The sequence below is a fragment of the Variovorax raffinosi genome (assembly GCF_051216615.1).
In the GTDB taxonomy this organism is placed as follows: Bacteria; Pseudomonadota; Gammaproteobacteria; order Burkholderiales; family Burkholderiaceae_C; genus Variovorax.
The window spans coordinates 449,370-467,461 of sequence record NZ_JBPJZR010000004.1 but is presented as its reverse complement, the minus strand read 5'-3'; the positions used below and the strand labels follow the sequence as shown (position 1 = coordinate 467,461).

Genomic DNA, 18,092 nt, shown 5'->3' with positions numbered 1-18,092 from the left:
CAAGGCCGCCCGCCCCCATCCCAACCTTCCCCCGGAAGGGGAAGGAGCAAGACCATGAACGCACTGCTCTCTGTCGAAGGCCTCACCCGCCGCTTCGGCGGCCTCACCGCCGTCAACGCCGTCACGCTCGACCTGCACATCGGCGAAGTCCACGCGGTGATCGGCACCAACGGCGCCGGCAAGTCCACGCTCATCAACATGCTCTCGGGCGAGATCGAAGCCTCCGAAGGCCGCATCGCGCTCGACGGCATCGACATCACCGGCCGCGCGCAATCGCGCCGCGCCCGCGACGGCGTGGGCCGCAGCTACCAGCGCACCACCATCTTTCCGGAGTTCAGCGTGCACGAGAACTGCCGCCTCGCCGCGCAGGCCGCCACCGCGAAGCCGTGGGCGATCTGGCAGTCGTCACGGCGCTGCGCCACCAGCAATGCATCGGCCGACGCGGCACTGGAAGCTGCGGGCCTGTCGAGCGAAGCCCTGCGCATCGCCGGCACGCTGAGCCACGGCGCGCAGCGCCAGCTCGAAGTGGCGATGTGCCTGGCCACCCACCCGCGCGTGCTGCTGCTCGACGAACCGCTCGCCGGCATGGGCGCGGAAGAAACCGACCGCATGCTCACGTTGCTCGTGCGGCTGAAGGCCACGCACGCGATCCTGCTGGTAGAGCACGACATGGACGCGGTGTTCCGTATTGCCGACCGCATCACCGTGATGGTGAACGGCACCGTCATCGCCACCGGCGACCCGGCCTCGATCCGCGAGAACCCCGAAGTGCGCACCGCCTACCTGGGCGAGGAAAAACACTGACATGCTGCTCGTTCGCGACCTCAACACCTACTACGGCAACAGCCACATCCTGCGCGGCGTGCACGCCGGCATTCCGGCGGCCACCTCGGTCGGCCTGCTCGGGCGCAACGGCATGGGCAAGACCACGCTGATCCGCACGGTGATGGGCTATGTGCGCCCCGCTTCGGGCGAAGTGCAGGTCGACGGCCGCACCGTCACCGGCCTGCCGCCCGAGAAGATGGCGCGTCTGGGCATCGGCTACGTGCCCGAAGGGCGCGGCATCTTCCCGAACCTGTCGGTGCGCGAGAACCTCGTGATGAGCGAGCGCGCCGGCATCGACGGCAAGCGCGAATGGACCTTCGACCGCGTGATGGCGACCTTTCCGCGGCTGTCCGAGCGGCTGTCGCACGGCGGGCAGCAATTGTCGGGCGGCGAGCAGCAGATGCTGTCCATCGGCCGCGCGCTGATGACCAACCCGCGTTTGCTGATCCTCGATGAAGCGACTGAAGGGTTGGCGCCACTGATCGTGGCCGAGATATGGCGCGTGATCAGCGAGATCCGCAGCACAGGGATCGCGACGCTGATCGTGGACCGCGACTACCGCAAGGTGTTGGCGCATACCGATCTGGCGGTGGTGATGGAGAAGGGGCAGATCGTGCGGCATGGGGCTTCGGCGGAACTGCTGGGGGAGCCGAAGGTGCTGGAGGAATTGCTGGGGGTGTGAGGCCTCAACGCAAAGGGGTCAGTCTTCCTCTCTGTTCGAGAGCCTTCGGATTTCGCCCTCCGCAATCTCGCGATGATGAGATGACTCTTCGAGCTGCAGGTATTCCTTGTACTTCTCGATGGCTTGCGCGATCTCGCCCGCGTCCTCCAGACCGCATGCCTGGAACATGAACCGGGTGAGCCGCTTGTTGGACTCGGGATACGGCGAGGGCTCGCCAAGGTACGCGGACTGCAGGTCCGGCCGCAGCGCGTAGATCTTCTGCTCGATCTCGAAAATCGCTGCAAGGATCTGGCCGATCTGCGCGATGTTCTCGCGAACAGGCTCGAGCTTGGCGTCCCGGATGCCGGAAGCGGCACTGTCCAGCAGCCTCGCAGCCACAGTGAGAAGTTGATGAGTGGATTCCAGCGGTGCCATGGAGTTTGCGGTTTCAGTTGATGGCGTGCAGGGTGCCGTCCGTCGGCACTCGCAACCAGTAGCACTCCCCGGTTCCCGGCACGTCGCGCACCACGAAGCCCCTGCGCTCCAGGACGCGCCGAAGCTTGAGGTTCGGGTTGGCGCAATGCACCGCATGAACACGCCACTCGATGAACGCCAAGCCTTCGCGCCTGGCATAGCGACTGGCAAGAGAGGCCACGCTGGGGAGCGCTCCCTCGCCACCGCCGTCGATATGCGCGAGTTCCATGACCAACACATTGCCCTCGACCTTGAATCGACCGAGCATGTTGGCGCTGCCCGCCTTGAACACGAGCGGCTCATCTCTCAGGACGATGCCCTGCAGTTCCTCGTTCGGTAGTTGGAGGATTTCATCGACGGTGTAGCCTTCGAGCAGGATCTGTGACATGGCAGGTGGACGCTACTTTCTACTCAGGCGAGGCCTTTTGGCCTCTTGGCTTGCAACGCCACCGCAAGGGGCAGCGAGTCGAGTGCCAACGTGGATCCGATGACGCCAGCAAGCGCAGCCGCCACTGGCGCCTCTCCATCGCTCGAAAACTTTTGCGGCGAAGTCTTCGCGAGCACGCCTCGCTCGAAGAAGAGCGAGCGACAGGCCGCGCAGCGATAGATTCCGTCTTCCTCACCCGCTTCGAAGCACGAGTTCGGACAGGCTGGACACACAAAAGAAGCCGCCTTGCAATTGGCGGGCGGACTCGTCGAACTCGCTGCACGAGGCATGAAGCGATGAGCGATTTCTCCGACCTGGCCTCGCGACAGCCATGTGCCTTCGCAGTAAATGCATGACCAGACACCGCCCATGCCATGCTCGACAGAGGACATGCGTTCCTGGCAGTTCGGGCAAAGCGGAGAACTCATGGACAGCCTTGGCATCCTGAAGTGGAGATCGGCCGGAAAGCGTAACCGAGTTTGACCCAGCCACCGGGTTTCACCTCTCACCCGCGACAGTGCGACAGCCAAATGATGGACGGCTGCGCGGCCCCTGGCATGGCCGCGCCCCACCACCCTCGCGAGGTTGCGCATGACTTCCCTGCAATCGCGTCACATCGACAACGTCTATTCGATCGCCACCGGCACGGCGCTGGCCGATCCGGCGACGAGCCTGGTCCACAAGTCGTGGGCGCGTTGCGTGCGCGACCACGGGCTCGATCCGTCGAAGCCGACGCCCGCGCGCATCCTGCCGGCGCAGGAGGTCCGCGCGCACCAGCAGCAGTTGGAGCACTTCCTGCGGGCCGCGCGTGCGGGCATGGAGGACATCTACCGCCGCGTGGCCGACCTGGGCTACATGGTGCTGCTGACCGACGCCGAAGGCATCACCGTCGACTACATCGGCAACCCGGCCTGGGACGACCAGTTGCGCAAGGCCGGCCTGTACCTCGGCGCCGACTGGAACGAAGCCCATGCCGGCACCTGCGGCGTGGGCACCTGCCTGGTCGAGCGACAGCCGATGACCTGCCACCAGACCGAGCACTTCGATGCCACGCACATCGCGCTCACCTGCACCACCGCACCGCTGTTCGACCACAGCGGCAAGCTCACGGCCATCCTCGACGTGTCGGCGCTGCGCTCGCCCGAGGCGCGAGAAAGCCAGCATCTCGTGGGGCACCTGGTGTCGATCTACGCGCGGATGATCGAAGACGCCGATTTCCTGCGCAACTTTCGCGGCCACTGGATCCTGCGGCTGGGCAGCGCCTACGGGCTGGTCGATGTGGCGGGCGAGGTGATGCTGGCGTTCGACGACAGCGGCGCGGTGGTCGGCGCCAATGGCGGTGCGCGGCGGGCGTTCAGTGATGCGCAGGCGCCGCTGCTGGGCGGCGCGGTGTCGCAACTGCTGCACATGCCGATGGACGCCATCTGGCGAATCGGCGCCGGCGCCTCGTCGGCGATGCCTTTCGCGCACACGGTGCTGCTGCCCGGTGGCGGCGAGTACCACGCCTCGCTGCTGGCGCCGCGCGTGCGGCGTTCAACGACGACAACGGCGGCTGCCCTCACCTCCACCAAGCCCTCCGACCGCCTGCCGCCGCTCGACCGCATCGCGGGCGACGACCCTGCGATGCAGAAGCTGCTCGCGCAGGCGCGCCGGCTGGTGGACCGGGGCATCCATGTGCTGGTCGAAGGCGAGACCGGCAGCGGCAAGGAAGTGCTGGCGCGCGCGATGCACGGCCAGAGCAGCCGCGCGGCGATGCCTTTCGTGGCCGTGAACTGCGCGGCCATTCCCGATTCACTGATCGAGAGCGAGCTGTTCGGCTACACGCCCGGCAGCTTCACCGGCGGCCGGGCCAAGGGCATGAAGGGGCTGATCGCGCAGGCCGACCGCGGCACGCTGTTCCTCGATGAGATCGGCGACATGCCGATGGCGCTGCAGACGCGGCTGCTGCGCGTGCTGTCCGAAGGCGAGGTGCTGCCGCTGGGCGCGGAGTCGCCGCAGCGCGTGGACATTGCGGTGGTGGCGGCCACGCACCGGCATCTGCCGGAGTTGGTGGCTGCGGGGCGTTTTCGTGAAGACCTGTATTACCGGTTGTGCGGCGCGGTTTTGAAGCTGCCGCCCTTGCGTGATCGTGGCGACAGGCGCTATCTGATCGAGATCATGTTCAACGAGGAAGCGGCTGCGATGCGCTCAACGGCGCGGCTGTCCGACGCGGCGATGCAACGGCTGCTGGCGCACGACTGGCCGGGCAACCTGCGTGAGTTGCGCAATGTGCTGCGGCTGGCGTTGGCGTTGTGCACGGGGTCGACTGTGGCAACGCAGGATCTGCAATTGCAGCCGCGGCCGATGCAAAGCGCCGACACGGCGGTCGACGAAGACCCTTTCGATGAATCCGGCCGCCTGCTCGACGCGCTCAAACGCCATCGCTGGCACGTCGCACGCGCGGCCGACGAACTCGGCTTGAGCCGTGCGACCGCCTACCGCCAAATGAAGCGCCAGGGCATCGTGGCGCCGCGTCGAGGGTAGGCCAAGGCAACCGAAACGCAACGCCATCACGCGACCCGAACGAACGCTGCCCTCATGAAAAAAGCCCGCAACGCCTGTGATGGCGTGCGAGCTCTTTTCGTTATCAGCTCTGTCGAGTTACTGGATGAGACCCAGGTGCAGGAAGCCCGCGCGAGCAGACGGACTGCGTGCGCTGACCAGCACTTCGAGCTGCTTGGAACGCATCGTGAAGAAAGAGTCCGGACCCGATGCCGCCGAGCGGATACCGTAGGACGCCGAAGCGGGGCCTGCAGCCACCGTGAGGGCCAACGGAGCATGGATGACTGCGTCGGTCATGACAATGTTATAGACGGACGGGGTGGCACCGATCACCATGTCCATGGTGCCGTCTGTCGACCATCCGGCAAACGAGCTGAAGCCCACATATTCCGACGCCGCCGGCACCCCAATGGCGAACACTTGGCCACCAGTGGCCGGCGATACTCCCGCGCTCAGGTAGATCTTCTCGCCGTCAACGATGGCAACGCCAAAACGGCCGAGGACGGTTCCATCCGCAGGGTTCTTGAGCAACCACAGACCACTTTCGGTATCCGCTTCGACCTTGCTGGTCACCACGTTTGCCGTCGGACAATTTTCGATCCTGTAGATGATCAGGTCCGAGCACTGCTTCATCACGGTACCGCCACCAGAGATCTGAATCTGCGCAATGGCCGATTCGCGGCTCGAGTTCGAGATCTCTATGCGTGCGCGGTCGTAGGTGCCGTCCAGCTTGCTCTGCGTGGCGAGAAGCGCACGGGTCGCCACCAATGGCGCTGCCGCGTAAGACACCGGCGCCGAGAAGGGCTTCGCAAATGGGAACGCTCCGACGATGTTGTCGCCAAGGGCCCAAAGTGCGGAGGTGTTCGTGCCGGTGATGCGGCTGTTCTGGACCTTCCAGTCGTTTGCAAGCGTCGATGGGGTAGGCGGTGTCAGCGTGCCGCTGGTCATATCGCCGGCCGCATCCGTCATGCTGTAGGTGGCCTTGTCGAAATCGATGCTCAGCTTCTGGCGCGAGCCGTTGGCGGCGAACACCATGTAATCGCCGTTGCGATAGTCACCCGTCTGCACAACGAAATTCAGTTCCTTTGAGCGGCTTTCCGATGCATTGGCCACGAGTTTGTAAGAGCCAGTCTGCGTCTTGTCGGAATTGGCAAAACGCGAAACCCACTGCGCGACGGTGGTGTCGACATCTGTGCGGGTCACGAAGCTGTTGCCGGCGTCGCTGACCCACGTCACGCTATCGCTGGCCTTGACCACCACTTGCTGGCCGGGCACCACGCTGTATTTGCCGGCGCCATCGGGCGTTGCGGCTGCCCCCGCGATCTCGACCGTGAGCTTGAGCTCCGCAGCGGCGGGCTGTTGCTGCGACGGCGCGGGTGCGACCGGAATCGGCAGCAACGGAACACCGCCCCCTCCTCCACCCCCACCGCCGCCACAACCGGCCAAACCCAAGACCAACGCCGCGCCGAACGCAACTCCAATGTTTCTCCTCATCTGTCCCTCTTCATTCGTATGAATCAAATGCGTCCTCGGCGACGCCGTGGATCGCATACGAATGTAGCGAAGTGCTTAATTTCTGTAATCAAAAGCAAACAAAAAAGTAGTTGAGAAGCCACAAGCTGCGCATGTATTGAAAACAATCATTTTTGAAATTAAATCCAAAGTCTTCTTTTTTGTGTCCACGGCAATATGAGGCCTGTCGCATCCGTGTCGCACGGCCGTCGCAAGCCACCTGCGACGCACGCGACAGTTGCGACAAAAGCACCGCCAAGCCATTGATTCTTCGTCGCGCCCCACGCGGCACGAAAGCTGCGCAATGAACACCGCGAGCGCCATGCAGCGCCGCGCATTCATCCAACGCCACGGAGACATCCAATGACAGACCCGACCACCGCCCCCACCCGGGCCGCCGCCACCTGGCTTGCCGACTTCGCCACCGCGCTCGCGCGAGGCGACATCGACGCGGCCGTTGCGCTCTTCGAGCCCGACAGCTACTGGCGCGACCTGGTGGCCTTCACCTGGAACATCCGCACGCAGGAAGGCGCCGACGCCATTCGCGCGATGCTGAAGGCGCAGTTGGCCGACACGCAGCCCACGGCCTTCGCGATCGAGGGCGAAGCGACCGAGGCCGATGGCGTGGTCGATGCGTGGTTCACCTTCGAGACGCGCGTGGCACGCGGCCGCGGCCATGTGCGCCTTCGCAACGGCAAGGCGTGGACGCTGCTCACCACGATGACCGAGCTGAAGGGCTTCGAGGAAAAGACCGGCGACCACCGCATCAAGGGCGCGGAGCACGGCGTGCACAAGGGCCGCAAGAACTGGCTCGAAAAGCGCCGTGACGAAGAAGCGGCGCTCGGCTACACCGAACAGCCCGAGGTGCTGATCATCGGCGGTGGCCAGGGTGGCATCGCGCTCGGTGCGCGGCTGCGCCGGCTGGGTGTGCCGACCATCATCGTGGAGCGCAACGCGAAGGCGGGCGACTCCTGGCGCAAGCGCTACAAGTCGCTGTGCCTGCACGACCCGGTCTGGTACGACCACCTGCCCTACATGCCCTTCCCCGACGACTGGCCGGTGTTCGCGCCCAAGGACAAGATCGGCGACTGGCTGGAGATGTACACGAAGATCATGGAACTGAACTACTGGAGTTCCACCCACGCGAAGAAAGCGCGCTTCGACGAAGCCACGCAGACATGGGAAGTGACCGTCGAACGCGAAGGCAAGCCGGTGGTGCTGCGGCCGAGACAACTGGTGTTCGCACTCGGCGTGTCGGGCTATCCGAACGTGCCGAAGATGGCGGGCGCCGAGAACTTCAAGGGCGACCAGCACCACTCCAGCCAGCATCCGGGGCCCGAGGCCTATGCCGGCAAGAAGTGCGTGGTGCTGGGCTCGAACAACTCGGCGCACGACATCTGCGCGGCCCTGTGGGAGCACGGCGCGGACGTGACGATGGTGCAGCGTTCGTCCACGCACATCGCGCCTTCGCAGTCGCTGATGGAGCTGGCGTTGGGTGGCCTGTATTCCGAGCAGGCGCTGAAGAACGGCATCGACCATCACAAGGGCGACCTGATCTTCGCCTCGGTGCCCTACAAGATCATGCACACCTTCCACATCCCGGTGTACGAGGAGATGAAGAAGCGCGAAGCGGACCTGTATTCAAGGCTGGAGAAGGCGGGCTTCCTGCTGGACTTCGGCGCCGACGGCTCGGGGTTGTTCATGAAGTACCTGCGGCGCGGCTCGGGCTACTACATCGACGTGGGCGCGTCGGAGCTGGTGGCCAACGGCAGCATCCACCTGAAGAGCGGCGTGAACATCGAGCGGGTGAACGAGCGCTCGGTCACGCTGACGGACGGCACCGAGCTGCCGGCCGACCTGCTGGTGTACGCCACCGGCTACGGCTCGATGAACGGCTGGCTGGCCGACCTGATCTCGCCCGAGACGGCCGACAAGGTCGGCAAGTGCTGGGGCCTGGGCTCCGACACGCCGAAGGACCCGGGGCCGTGGGAAGGCGAGCTGCGCAACATGTGGAAGCCGACGCAGGTCGACAACCTGTGGTTTCACGGCGGCAACCTGCACCAGTCGCGGCACTACTCGCAGTTTCTGGCGCTGCAGTTGAAGGCGCGCATGGAGGGGATCGATACGCCGGTCTACGAGCTGGCGGCGTCGCACCACACGCGCTGAGTCAGCGCCGGCCGCGCACGATCTGCGCGATGGCGGCGCGCGCCGCCGTCGCCTGCTTCACCGGCAGCAGCGGCCAGACGTGGATCATGCCGGCGGCCTCGTGCATCTCGACATGCACGCCCTGCGCCGCGGCGCGGTCGCGCAGGGCCCGGCAGTCCGCCAGCAGCAGATCACGCATTCCGATGAAGACGGTGAGCCGGCCCAGCCCCTGCAGCGCGCCGTGCAACGGGCTCAGGTGCGGCAGGGCCGGGTCTTCGTCGTCGCCGGCCCACCAGCGCCCCGCTTCCGCCAACCCGGAGCGGGCCAGCCACGGGTCGTCGGCTTCGAGCGCGGGAATGGCCGGGTTCGACACGGTGAGGTCGAGCCAGGGCGAGATGAGCGCGATGTCGCGCGGCTGCGGCAGGCCCAATGCGGCAAAGCCCTGCGCCAGTGCAAGCGCAAGGCCGCCGCCCGCCGAATCGCCCATCAGCACCAGTTGCCCAGGGTCGTGCGCGGCGGCCAGCGTGCGGTAGACCTCGTTCACCATCGCATAGGCCGGCCGGTAGGTGTGCTCGGGCGCGAGCGGAAAGACCGGCACATGCGCGGTGCAGCCGGTGGTTTCGACCAGTTCCGCCATCAGGCGCCAGTGGAAGGGCGAGACCTCCGCCACGTGCGCGCCGCCGTGCAGGTACAGGAGCTGCACCGATCCCGCGCCGGACAGCGGCGCCAGCGTGTAGCAATCGTGGCCATTCACCTGGCGCTTGCTGATCGCGCAGCGCCTGTGCACCGACGCAGGCGGCTCGGCGCTCGCGGTCTTGCGGTCGCGGGCCACGGCCGCAAGCAAGCCTTCGGCGCTTTCGAAGCGGCGACGGCGGCCCATGAGCTTGAGCAATGCAAGGAACAGGGGCCAGGGCAATGTCATGAAGGTTCCGCCGTGTTTTTGGGGTGGGTTCGTTATTCGATGAAGCGCCGCAGCCCTTCGAGGTCGATCACGGTGATGCCGCCGTATTCGATCCGCAGAAAACCCGCTTCCTTCAACCGGTTCAGCGCCGCATTGCAACGCTGGCGCGACACGCCCGACAGGTTCGCGATCTCTTCCTGCGAGGTCTGCAGATGCGGCTCGCTGCCCGGATGCAGCCACGGGTGGAACAGCCCCGCCAGCGCGCGCGCCACCTGGCTGTCCGCATCCAGCAGCCGGTGCGCCGCATAGTTGCCCATGAACCAGTGCAGCCGCTCGTTGATCTGCTGCAGCAGGAAGTGGTCGAAGCCGCGCTGCGTGCGGTGCAGCCACTCGAAGGTGTCCAGCGGCAGTTGCGCCACGCGGCTGGGCCGCAGCGCAATGATGTCGGCCGAGCGCGGCACCGCGCGCAGCAGCGTGCCTTCGCCGAACCAGCTTCCGACCGACAGGCCGCCGAAGGTCACCGAGCGGCCGTCACTGGAGGTGATTGACCACTTGAGCAGCCCTTCGAGCGTGCCGTACCAGTGCATCGGCGTGTCGCCGCGCCGGCACAGCGCGGCACCGGCGGCCACGTCGACTTCGCGCATCTCGTCGCGCACGCGTTCGCGCGCCGCTTCGTCGAGCAGCGGGAACCAGGCCGAGCCGTGCAGCAGTTGCGCAATCGTCAGCGATGCCGCCTGGATGGCCGGCTTCGTCGTGGGCATGGAATGAAAGCTCCTGAAGGGCGAGAAAGGGGCAAAGAAGAGGCGAGGAACGGGGCGCGCCGCGTAAACCCTGCCCCCAAATGTCGTCGCGATGACTGAGTGTGCCTGCGCCTTAAAAAAATAATACCGCGCCCCCCAATGAAAGACACCAGGAGCCCGGAATGTCGTCGAAGCGCAAAGTGATCGTGACCATCGCCCCCACCGGCGGCATGGCGCACAAGTCGCAGAACCCTCACCTGCCCACGCAGCCCGCCGAGATTGCCGCCGACGTGCTGCGCTGCTGGAACGCCGGCGCCAGCGTGGTGGCGATCCACGCGCGCCGGCCCGACGACGGCGCCACCTGCAATGCCGATGTGTACCGCGACATCAACAGCCGCATCCGCGCGGGCGGCAGCGACATCGTCATCAACAACTCCACCGGGGGTGGCGTGCACGGCGACATGGTCAAGCCGCTGGCCGGCGACCGCTGGGAAATTGCGTGGGAAGAGCGCATCAAGGGCATGGACGCCGGTGCCGAGATGTGCACGCTGGACGCGACCACGCTCAACCTGAGCTTCGAGGGCAAGCAGATCCTGATGGACACGCCGATCACGCGCGGGCGCGAGCTGGCCGCCGGCATGAAGGCGCGCGGCATCAAGCCCGAGTGGGAGGTGTTCAGCCCCACGCACATCCTGCAGGACGTGACCACGCTGGTCGGCGAAGGGCATGACGACGAGCCCTACTTCATCAACCTCGTGATGAACGTGCACCGCAACTTCCAGAACGCGATGCCGTATTCGCCGCGCAACCTGCAGATGATGGTCGACACGCTGCCCAAGGGCAGCATCTTCGGCGTGAGCGGCATCGGCATGTCGCAGCTCGAAGCCAACGTGGCGGCACTGCTGCTGGGCGGTCATGCGCGCGTGGGGCTGGAAGACAACCTGTACTTTCGCCACGGCGAGCTGGCCACCAACGTGCAGCTCACCGAGCGCATCGTGCGCGTGATCCGCGAGCTGGACATGGAAGTGGCCACGCCCGCCGAGGCGCGGCAGATGATGGGCCTGCCGCGCACGGGCTTGCCACGCCCTGAGTTCGCGCTGGGCTGATGCCGACAAGAGCAACGAACGGAGACAAGAGCACATGAACATTTCCCGCACCGCACTGGCCCTGGCGCTGGGCGCGGCCTTCACCGCGAGCGCCTGCGCCCAGGTGTCGGACGACGTGATCCGCATCGGCTTCATCAGCGACATGTCCGGCCTGTACCGCGACTACGACGGCCCGGCCGGCGCCGAGGCCATCCGCATGGCCATCGCCGACATGGGCGGCGCCATCGACGGCAAGAAGATCGAGCTGGTCACGGCCGACCACCAGAACAAGCCCGACATCGCGGCGGCCAAGGCGCGCGAATGGTTCGACGTGCAAAAGGTCGACATGCTGATCGGCGGCGTCAACTCGGGCGCGGCCATTGCCATGGCGGGCGTGGCGGCGGACAAGAAGAAGCCGTACTTCGTGGTGGGCTCAGGCGCGTCGAGCCTGACCAACGAATACTGCTCGCCCTACACGGTGCACTACGCCTACGACACGGTGGCGATGGCGCGCGGCACCGCGAGCGCGGTGGTCAAGGCCGGCGGCAAGAGCTGGTACTTCGTGGCAGCCGACTACGCCTTCGGCGCGGCGCTGCAGAGCGATGCGGTCAAGATCATCCAGGCCAATGGCGGCACGGTGGCGGGCTCGGTCAAGCATCCGCTGGGCGCGAGCGACTTCTCGTCGTTCATGCTGCAGGCGCAGAACTCGAAGGCGCAGGTGCTGGCGCTTGCCAACGCGGGCGGCGACACGGTCAACGCCATCAAGTCGGCGGCCGAGTTCGGCATCAACAAGAACATGAAGCTCGCGGGCATGATCATCACGATCAACGACGTGCATGCGCTGGGCCTGAAGACCTCGCAGGGCATGTACCTCACCGACAGCTGGTACTGGAACCAGAGCGCCGAGTCACGCACCTGGGCGCGCCGCTTCTTCGACAAGCACAAGCGCATGCCCTCGTCCTTCCACGCCGGCGACTACTCGGCCGCGCTGCAGTACCTGCAGGCGGTGAAGGCTGCTGGCAGCGACGATGCCGACAAGGTGATGGCGCAGTTGCGCAAGACGAAGTTCAACGACATGTTCGTCAAGGGCGGCTGGCTGCGCGACGACGGGTTGATGGTGCACGACATGCACCTGATGCGGGTGAAGACGCCGGCCGAGTCGAAGGAGCCGTGGGACTACTACAAGGTGGTCGAGCCGATTGCCGGCGAGGCCGCGTGGACCACCAGGGCCGAGAGCCGCTGCGCGCGGTGGAAGTCGTCATGAACGCCACTCTCACCACTACCGATGTGAAGCGCGTCGCCGTCGTCGGCACCGGCGTGATCGGCGCGAGCTGGGTCGCGTACTTCCTGGCGCACGGGCTCGACGTGAATGCGACCGATCCGTCGCCGGGCGCGGAAGAGCGTCTGCGCGAGGCGGTGGCGCAGCATTGGCCGACGCTGGAGCGCTTCGGCCTGTCCGAAGGCGCATCGGTCGATCGCCTGCGTTTTCACGACAGCCTGGAAGATGCCGTGTCGGTCGCCGACTTCGTGCAGGAGAACGGCCCCGAGCGCATGGATTTCAAGATCGACCTGTTCCGCCGCATGGACGCGGCGGCGCCGCCCGACACCATCCTGGCATCGAGTTCATCGGGCCTGGCGATCAGCGGCGTGCAGTCGGGCTGCGCGCATCCGCAGCGCGTGGTGCTGGGGCATCCGTTCAATCCGCCGCACCTGATTCCGCTGGTGGAAGTGATCGGCGGCGAGAAGACTTCGGCCGAGGTCAGCGAACGCACGATGGCGTTCTATGCGGCCATCGGCAAGCGGCCGATCCACGTGAAGCGCGAGGTCAAGGGGCACATCGCGAACCGCCTGCAGGCTGCCCTGTGGCGCGAGGCGTTCCATCTCGTCAACGAAGGCGTGGCGAGTGTGGCCGACATCGATACGGCCATCGCGCATGGGCCGGGTTTGCGATGGGCGGTGATGGGGCCGTTCATGAATCTGCATCTCTCGGGTGGTGCGGGTGGCATCGCACATGTGCTTGCTCACTTGGGTGGGCCGATCGAGGACTGGTGGAAAGACCTGGGGGCGCCGTCGATGACTGCCGAACTCAAGCAGCAGGTGGTGCAAGGCGTGGCTGAAGAACTTGGCACGCGCCGCACTGCTGAACTCGAAGCGGCACGCGACACCCTGCTGTTAGACCTGATTCGCGCGAAGGCTGATACCGGCAAGCTTGACTAGATGGCCCCCTGTTTTCTTGTTCGCCGCGTTGGGCGTTTCTGCGCTGCTGCTGTTCAGGGCGACGCTCACGCCGACACGGTGCTCTTTTTCACGAATGTCCCCCGCTTCGCTCCTCCTTTATTTCGCGAAAAAGAGCCCCGTATCGACGTGAGCGCTCAGAGCAGTCGTTGATCGGCTGCAAACGCAGAGCGTGTCCTGTGCGAATGACGCCAGGTGCTCCCCGCAGCGAAATAAAGGAGGAGCGAAGCGGGGGACATTCGCGGAGGGGAGCACCTGGCGTCATTCGCACACGCCCCGAACAAGAACGCCGCAGACAGTACTCCGTGGAACACTGAAATGACCGACTTCCTCCAAGACGAAACCCTGATCGCCCCACCCCGCACAGTGCGCATGGATTTCGACGACGGCTCCTTCGCACTGCGCTCGCCGATGGCGCTCAAGCCCTATGCGCGCTGCATCGGCGAGTGGATCGAACGCTGGGCCCGCGAAACGCCGGATGCACTGGCCTTCGCCGAACGCGACGACAGCGGCGAAGGCTGGCGCAAGCTCGACTACCGCGCGCTGCGCCGGGCGGTCGGTGCGGTGGCACAAGGCCTGCTCGACCTGAACCTGCCCGTGGGAAAACCGGTGGTGATCCTCTCGGACAACGCCATCGACCACGCAGTGCTGATGCTTGCGACCATGCACATCGGCCGTACCGCCTGCTCGCTGTCGAGCGCGTACTCGCGCATGGCCAAGGACCCATCGCGGCTGCACGGCATGCTGAAGGCGCTAGGGCCTTCGCTAATCTATGCATCGGATGCGAAGGTCTACGGCGGTGCACTCGCGGGTTGCGGTGTCGAGGCAGTCACCGTGTTCAGCCGCAACGCCGACGCGCATCCAGGTGCGCTGGCCTTCGACCGGTTGCTCTCGGCCAGGGAAACTCCGGCGGTGATGGAAGCCTTCGCGGCCATCCTGCCCGACACGCATGCCAAGTACCTGCTGACCTCCGGCTCCACCGGCAAGCCCAAGGTGGTGATCAACACGCACCGCATGCTGTGCGCCAACCAGCAGATGATGGCGCAGACCTGGCGCTTCCTGTCGCAGGAAAAACCGGTGCTGGTCGACTGGCTGCCCTGGAGCCACACCTTCGGCGCCAACCACAACCTGCACATGGTGCTGTGCCACGGCGGCGCGCTCTACATCGATGAAGGCCGGCCCGCGCCGGGCCTGATCGAGAAGACGGTGCGCAACCTGCGCGAGGTGAAACCCACGCTGCTGTTCAACGTGCCGCGTGGTTTCGACATGCTGCTGCCCTTTCTCGAAGCCGACGACGCGCTGGCCACCGAGGTGTTCTCGCGGCTGCGGCTGGCCTTCTATGCGGCGGCGGCGCTCGCGCCTTCCACGTGGCAACGGCTCGAAGCGGTGGCGCAGCGCGTGCGGCCAACGCGGCCACTGTGGCTCACGACTTCGTGGGGCGCGACCGAGACTTCGCCCGCCATCACCTCCGCGCACTGGAAGCTCGACGGTGCCGGCTGCATCGGTGCGCCGCTGCCGGGGCTGGAGATCAAGTTCGTGCCCAACGGCGAGAAGCTGGAGATGCGCGTGAAGGGCGTGTCGGTGTTCCCCGGCTACCGCGACGCACCACGTGAAACCGCCGAGGCCTTCGACGAAGAGGGCTACTACCGCATCGGTGACGCCGGCTTTCTCGCGAACCCTGCGGAACCGACGCACGGCGTGATCTTCAACGGCCGTGTGGCCGAAGACTTCAAGCTGTCGACCGGCACCTGGGTGTCGGTGGGCACGCTGCGCGTGAAGCTGGTGTCGCTGCTCGCGCCGCATGTGCAGGACGTGGTGCTGACGGGCCATGACCGCGACGAGATCGGCATGCTGGTGTTCGCCAGCCCGCAAGGGACCGCGCTGTCGCCCGAAGCGATGGGCACGCGCATCGCGGAGGTGCTGCGTGCGCTGCGCGACGAAGGCGCAGGCTCGTCGCAATGCCCGGCCTGCGCGCTGGTGCTGGCCGAACCGCCGAGCCTGGACGCGGGCGAGATCACCGACAAGGGCTACATCAACCAGCGCGCGGTGCTGACGCGGCGCGCGGCCGAGGTGACGCGGCTGCATGCGCGCACACCTGGCGACGCGCAGGTGGTGCGGCTGCGCGGCTGAAGCTTGCCGCCTCAGGACGGCTGTTCGAACAGGGTCAGCAAGGTGTTCTTAAGCCACAGGTGCAGCGCGGAGGTCTCGTGCCGCTGGTGCCAGAACAGCTCGATGATGCGCGGCGGCGCTTCGAGCGGAACGGGCATCTTGCGCAGGCCGGTCAGCCGAGGTGGCTCGAAGCGCTCGGTCCATGGCAGCACCGCGATCAGGTCGGAGCGGCGCACCACTTCGTAAGCCGCGCTGTAGTGGTTCACGGTCGCGACCAGGTTGCGCTGCAGTCCGCGGCTGTGCAGGAAGAGGTCGTAGGTCGGCGTGGTCTTGCCGACCAGGCTCACGTCGACATGGCGCGCGGCCAGGAATTTCTTCAGCGGAATCTTCTGCAGGCGCGCCAGCGGATGCCCGGTGCGCATGAGGCAGACGAAGTCGGGTGACCACAGCGCCCTCGACTTGAGGAACGCCGGCCGCTGCACTTCCTCGTTGTAGACGCTGATCGCAAAGTCGGCCTTGTTGTCTGCCAGCACCTTGCCGAAGTCCACCAGCGTGTTGGGAATGGCGTGGATCTGCATCGACGGCGCCGCCTTGCTCAGCTTGCTGGCCAGGCGGGGCACCACGATGCTCGAGACGTAGTCGGACATGGCGATGCTCAGGCTGGCGGTGCTGCGCAGGGCGTCGAAGCTCTCGACATCCAGCGTGTTGCGAATCGCATGCAGCGACTGCGAGAGCGGCTCCCACAGGTCGATGGCCCGCCGCGTCGGGTTGACGCCCGCGCCGCTGCGCACGAACAGCGGGTCGTCGAAGGTCTCGCGCAAACGCCGCAGCGCATTGCTGACCGTGGGCTGGGTCAAAGACAGCTTGCGGGCTGCGCGGGTGACGTTGCCCTCGGTCATGAGGGCCTCGAACACCTTCAGCAGGTTGAGGTCAGCGGTGCGGTAGGTCATTCACGGCCTCTATAAACACAATCACCCGTATAAATTTGTCGTTATATCCGGTCGATCCTACGATCTGGCGCGTCGTTCAGTTACCTCTTTTTTCGTAGCCTGTCGTCGAAGGAATCCCCATGACCATGCTGTCGGCCCGCATCGAGCGCCTGCCCTTCTCCGGCTTTCATCGCCGGCTGCTGCTGATGGGAGGACTTGGCTACACCTTCGATGCGATGGACGCGGCGGTGATCGCCTTCGTGCTGCCGGTGCTGCGCACCGAATGGGGGCTGAGCAGCGTGCAGATCGGTGTGCTGGCCAGCGCGAACTTCATCGGCTTTTTCTTCGGCGCACTGGCGGCCGGCTCCTTCGGCGACCTGATCGGGCGGCGCAAGGTGATGATGTCGGCGCTGGCGATCTACTGCGTGGCCTCGCTCTTCAGCGGCATGGTCAACGAGTGGACACTCTTCCTGGCGTTGCGCATCGTGGCCGGCTTTGGCGCCGGCGCCGAGAGCGCGATCATCGCGCCCTACCTGTCGGAGTTCGTGGCGCGCCGCTACCGGGGCACCTTCACCGGGGCGCTGGCCGGCTTCTTCTCGTTCGGCTTCGTCGCTGCCGCCTTGCTGGGCTACTTCATCGTGCCGGCGTTTGCCGAGGGCTGGCGCATCGTCATCTTCATCACGGCCACGCCCGTGGTGCTGCTGCTGTGGTGGCGCCGTGCTTTGCCGGAGTCGCCGCGCTGGCTCGAAAGCCAGGGTCGGCAGGCCGAGGCCACGGCGATCATGGATGCGATGGAGGCCGACCACGTGCGGCGCGGCCACACGCTGCCCGTGCTCAACGCCGAGGACATCGCCGCGCCGCCGCCCAGCAACAGCCGGGGCAGCCTGCTGAAGAACTACGCCACGCTGGTCTCCAGCAAGCTCATCCGCATCAGCAGCATGACGTGGCTGATGTGGCTGTCGATCACCTTCAGCTACTACTCGTTCTTCACCTGGATCCCGAGCCTGCTGATCCAGAACGGCATGACGATCACCAAGAGCTTCGGCTATTCGCTGGTGATCTACATCGCGCAGATTCCCGGCTACTTCTCGGCCGCATGGTTCAACGAACGCATCGGCCGGCAGGCCACCATCGTGAGCTACATGCTGTTGGGCGGCCTCTCGGCGCTGGGGCTGGCCTTCACGCACAGCGACAACCAGATCATGCTGGCCGGCGTGCTGCTGTCCTTCTTCATGAACGGCACGTACGCGGGTGTCTACGCCTACACGCCCGAGGTGTTTCCGACGCAGGTGCGCGCGACCGGCTCCGGCCTGGCGTCGGCCATCGGGCGCATCGGCGGCATCACCGCGCCCATTCTGGTCGGCTTCGTCTATCCGTCGCTGGGCTTCGCGGGCGTGTTCGGCATGACGACGGCGGTGCTGCTGCTGGGCGCGGCGGCCGTCACCTTCATGGGCATCCAGACGCGGGGGCGTTCGCTCGAAGACATCGCCGCCACCGAACTTTCCTGA

At 65.9% G+C, this 18,092-nt stretch carries 16 protein-coding genes; 9 read left to right on the top strand and 7 right to left on the bottom strand.

Going from position 1 to position 18,092, the window contains the following annotated elements; genetic code table 11:
- Positions 1 to 54 precede the first annotated feature (54 nt).
- Together ACSFB7_RS16370 and ACSFB7_RS16365 are read left to right on the top strand one after the other, a co-directional pair.
- On the top strand, positions 55 to 804 hold the full coding sequence (locus tag ACSFB7_RS16370; protein WP_435471850.1) for an ABC transporter ATP-binding protein: 750 nt from the start codon (positions 55 to 57) through the stop codon (positions 802 to 804).
- Position 805: 1 nt separating this feature from the next.
- Positions 806 to 1,507: an ABC transporter ATP-binding protein gene (locus ACSFB7_RS16365; protein WP_435471849.1), complete on the top strand. Its 702-nt coding sequence runs from the start codon at positions 806 to 808 to the stop codon at positions 1,505 to 1,507.
- A gap of 18 nt (positions 1,508 to 1,525) precedes the next feature.
- On the opposite strand, the gene ACSFB7_RS16360 is transcribed toward ACSFB7_RS16365, so the two are convergent.
- The 3 genes from ACSFB7_RS16360 to ACSFB7_RS16350 are packed head-to-tail and all read right to left on the bottom strand — an operon-like array spanning position 1,526 to position 2,815.
- Positions 1,526 to 1,921: a hypothetical protein gene (locus ACSFB7_RS16360; RefSeq protein ID WP_435471847.1), complete on the bottom strand. Its 396-nt coding sequence runs from the start codon at positions 1,919 to 1,921 to the stop codon at positions 1,526 to 1,528.
- A gap of 13 nt (positions 1,922 to 1,934) precedes the next feature.
- Entirely contained in the window at positions 1,935 to 2,348 is a 414-nt protein-coding gene (locus tag ACSFB7_RS16355) for a hypothetical protein (RefSeq protein ID WP_435471845.1), read from the bottom strand.
- Positions 2,349 to 2,371: 23 nt separating this feature from the next.
- A complete protein-coding gene (locus tag ACSFB7_RS16350; protein WP_435471843.1) occupies positions 2,372 to 2,815 on the bottom strand; it encodes a zf-TFIIB domain-containing protein in 444 nt (147 codons plus the stop codon).
- Between the two features lie 163 nt (positions 2,816 to 2,978).
- Here ACSFB7_RS16350 and ACSFB7_RS16345 point away from each other — a divergent pair, with 163 nt between their 5' ends.
- Positions 2,979 to 4,910 carry a sigma-54-dependent Fis family transcriptional regulator gene (locus ACSFB7_RS16345; protein ID WP_435471841.1) on the top strand — a complete coding sequence of 644 codons (1,932 nt, stop codon included), beginning with the start codon at positions 2,979 to 2,981 and terminating at the stop codon, positions 4,908 to 4,910.
- A 117-nt stretch (positions 4,911 to 5,027) separates the two neighbouring features.
- Here ACSFB7_RS16345 and ACSFB7_RS16340 read toward each other — a convergent pair whose 3' ends face one another.
- Positions 5,028 to 6,422, bottom strand: coding sequence for a hypothetical protein (locus tag ACSFB7_RS16340; RefSeq protein WP_435471839.1), 1,395 nt, complete (start codon positions 6,420 to 6,422; stop codon positions 5,028 to 5,030).
- 381 nt (positions 6,423 to 6,803) lie between these two features.
- Here ACSFB7_RS16340 and ACSFB7_RS16335 point away from each other — a divergent pair, with 381 nt between their 5' ends.
- Positions 6,804 to 8,606, top strand: a complete 1,803-nt coding sequence (locus ACSFB7_RS16335) for an NAD(P)/FAD-dependent oxidoreductase (protein ID WP_435471837.1) — start codon at positions 6,804 to 6,806, stop codon at positions 8,604 to 8,606.
- A gap of 1 nt (position 8,607) precedes the next feature.
- On the opposite strand, the gene ACSFB7_RS16330 is transcribed toward ACSFB7_RS16335, so the two are convergent.
- Both ACSFB7_RS16330 and ACSFB7_RS16325 read right to left on the bottom strand, forming a co-directional pair.
- A complete protein-coding gene (locus tag ACSFB7_RS16330; RefSeq protein ID WP_435471835.1) occupies positions 8,608 to 9,507 on the bottom strand; it encodes an alpha/beta hydrolase fold domain-containing protein in 900 nt (299 codons plus the stop codon).
- A gap of 32 nt (positions 9,508 to 9,539) precedes the next feature.
- Complete coding sequence (locus ACSFB7_RS16325; RefSeq protein ID WP_435471833.1) at positions 9,540 to 10,247, bottom strand: Crp/Fnr family transcriptional regulator; 708 nt, start codon at positions 10,245 to 10,247, stop codon at positions 9,540 to 9,542.
- 161 nt (positions 10,248 to 10,408) lie between these two features.
- Between ACSFB7_RS16325 and ACSFB7_RS16320 the strand changes: the two genes are divergently transcribed.
- From ACSFB7_RS16320 to ACSFB7_RS16305, 4 genes are all read left to right on the top strand, one after another.
- On the top strand, positions 10,409 to 11,332 hold the full coding sequence (locus ACSFB7_RS16320; protein WP_435471831.1) for a beta-keto acid cleavage family enzyme: 924 nt from the start codon (positions 10,409 to 10,411) through the stop codon (positions 11,330 to 11,332).
- A 34-nt stretch (positions 11,333 to 11,366) separates the two neighbouring features.
- Positions 11,367 to 12,575, top strand: a complete 1,209-nt coding sequence (locus ACSFB7_RS16315; RefSeq protein ID WP_435471829.1) for an ABC transporter substrate-binding protein — start codon at positions 11,367 to 11,369, stop codon at positions 12,573 to 12,575.
- On the top strand, positions 12,572 to 13,528 hold the full coding sequence (locus ACSFB7_RS16310) for a 3-hydroxyacyl-CoA dehydrogenase NAD-binding domain-containing protein (protein WP_435471827.1): 957 nt from the start codon (positions 12,572 to 12,574) through the stop codon (positions 13,526 to 13,528). Before ACSFB7_RS16315 ends, ACSFB7_RS16310 begins: the two co-directional genes overlap by 4 nt.
- Positions 13,529 to 13,864: 336 nt before the next feature.
- Entirely contained in the window at positions 13,865 to 15,676 is a 1,812-nt protein-coding gene (locus tag ACSFB7_RS16305; RefSeq protein WP_435471825.1) for a feruloyl-CoA synthase, read from the top strand.
- 11 nt (positions 15,677 to 15,687) lie between these two features.
- Here ACSFB7_RS16305 and ACSFB7_RS16300 read toward each other — a convergent pair whose 3' ends face one another.
- Complete coding sequence (locus tag ACSFB7_RS16300) at positions 15,688 to 16,605, bottom strand: LysR family transcriptional regulator (RefSeq protein ID WP_435471823.1); 918 nt, start codon at positions 16,603 to 16,605, stop codon at positions 15,688 to 15,690.
- A gap of 119 nt (positions 16,606 to 16,724) precedes the next feature.
- Between ACSFB7_RS16300 and ACSFB7_RS16295 the strand changes: the two genes are divergently transcribed.
- On the top strand, positions 16,725 to 18,092 hold the full coding sequence (locus tag ACSFB7_RS16295; protein WP_435471821.1) for an MFS transporter: 1,368 nt from the start codon (positions 16,725 to 16,727) through the stop codon (positions 18,090 to 18,092).

What these genes read in the sequence shown, in the direction of transcription:
- ACSFB7_RS16340 (WP_435471839.1), bottom strand. Translation starts at nt 6,422, where the DNA reads ATGAGGAGAAACATTGGAGTTGCGTTCGGCGCGGCGTTGGTCTTGGGT.
- ACSFB7_RS16310 (WP_435471827.1), top strand. Translation starts at nt 12,572, where the DNA reads ATGAACGCCACTCTCACCACTACCGATGTGAAGCGCGTCGCCGTCGTC.
- ACSFB7_RS16325 (WP_435471833.1), bottom strand. Translation starts at nt 10,247, where the DNA reads ATGCCCACGACGAAGCCGGCCATCCAGGCGGCATCGCTGACGATTGCG.
- ACSFB7_RS16370 (WP_435471850.1), top strand. Translation starts at nt 55, where the DNA reads ATGAACGCACTGCTCTCTGTCGAAGGCCTCACCCGCCGCTTCGGCGGC.
- ACSFB7_RS16365 (WP_435471849.1), top strand. Translation starts at nt 806, where the DNA reads ATGCTGCTCGTTCGCGACCTCAACACCTACTACGGCAACAGCCACATC.
- ACSFB7_RS16345 (WP_435471841.1), top strand. Translation starts at nt 2,979, where the DNA reads ATGACTTCCCTGCAATCGCGTCACATCGACAACGTCTATTCGATCGCC.
- ACSFB7_RS16330 (WP_435471835.1), bottom strand. Translation starts at nt 9,507, where the DNA reads ATGACATTGCCCTGGCCCCTGTTCCTTGCATTGCTCAAGCTCATGGGC.
- ACSFB7_RS16300 (WP_435471823.1), bottom strand. Translation starts at nt 16,605, where the DNA reads ATGACCTACCGCACCGCTGACCTCAACCTGCTGAAGGTGTTCGAGGCC.
- ACSFB7_RS16320 (WP_435471831.1), top strand. Translation starts at nt 10,409, where the DNA reads ATGTCGTCGAAGCGCAAAGTGATCGTGACCATCGCCCCCACCGGCGGC.
- ACSFB7_RS16305 (WP_435471825.1), top strand. Translation starts at nt 13,865, where the DNA reads ATGACCGACTTCCTCCAAGACGAAACCCTGATCGCCCCACCCCGCACA.
- ACSFB7_RS16360 (WP_435471847.1), bottom strand. Translation starts at nt 1,921, where the DNA reads ATGGCACCGCTGGAATCCACTCATCAACTTCTCACTGTGGCTGCGAGG.
- ACSFB7_RS16315 (WP_435471829.1), top strand. Translation starts at nt 11,367, where the DNA reads ATGAACATTTCCCGCACCGCACTGGCCCTGGCGCTGGGCGCGGCCTTC.
- ACSFB7_RS16335 (WP_435471837.1), top strand. Translation starts at nt 6,804, where the DNA reads ATGACAGACCCGACCACCGCCCCCACCCGGGCCGCCGCCACCTGGCTT.
- ACSFB7_RS16295 (WP_435471821.1), top strand. Translation starts at nt 16,725, where the DNA reads ATGACCATGCTGTCGGCCCGCATCGAGCGCCTGCCCTTCTCCGGCTTT.
- ACSFB7_RS16355 (WP_435471845.1), bottom strand. Translation starts at nt 2,348, where the DNA reads ATGTCACAGATCCTGCTCGAAGGCTACACCGTCGATGAAATCCTCCAA.
- ACSFB7_RS16350 (WP_435471843.1), bottom strand. Translation starts at nt 2,815, where the DNA reads ATGAGTTCTCCGCTTTGCCCGAACTGCCAGGAACGCATGTCCTCTGTC.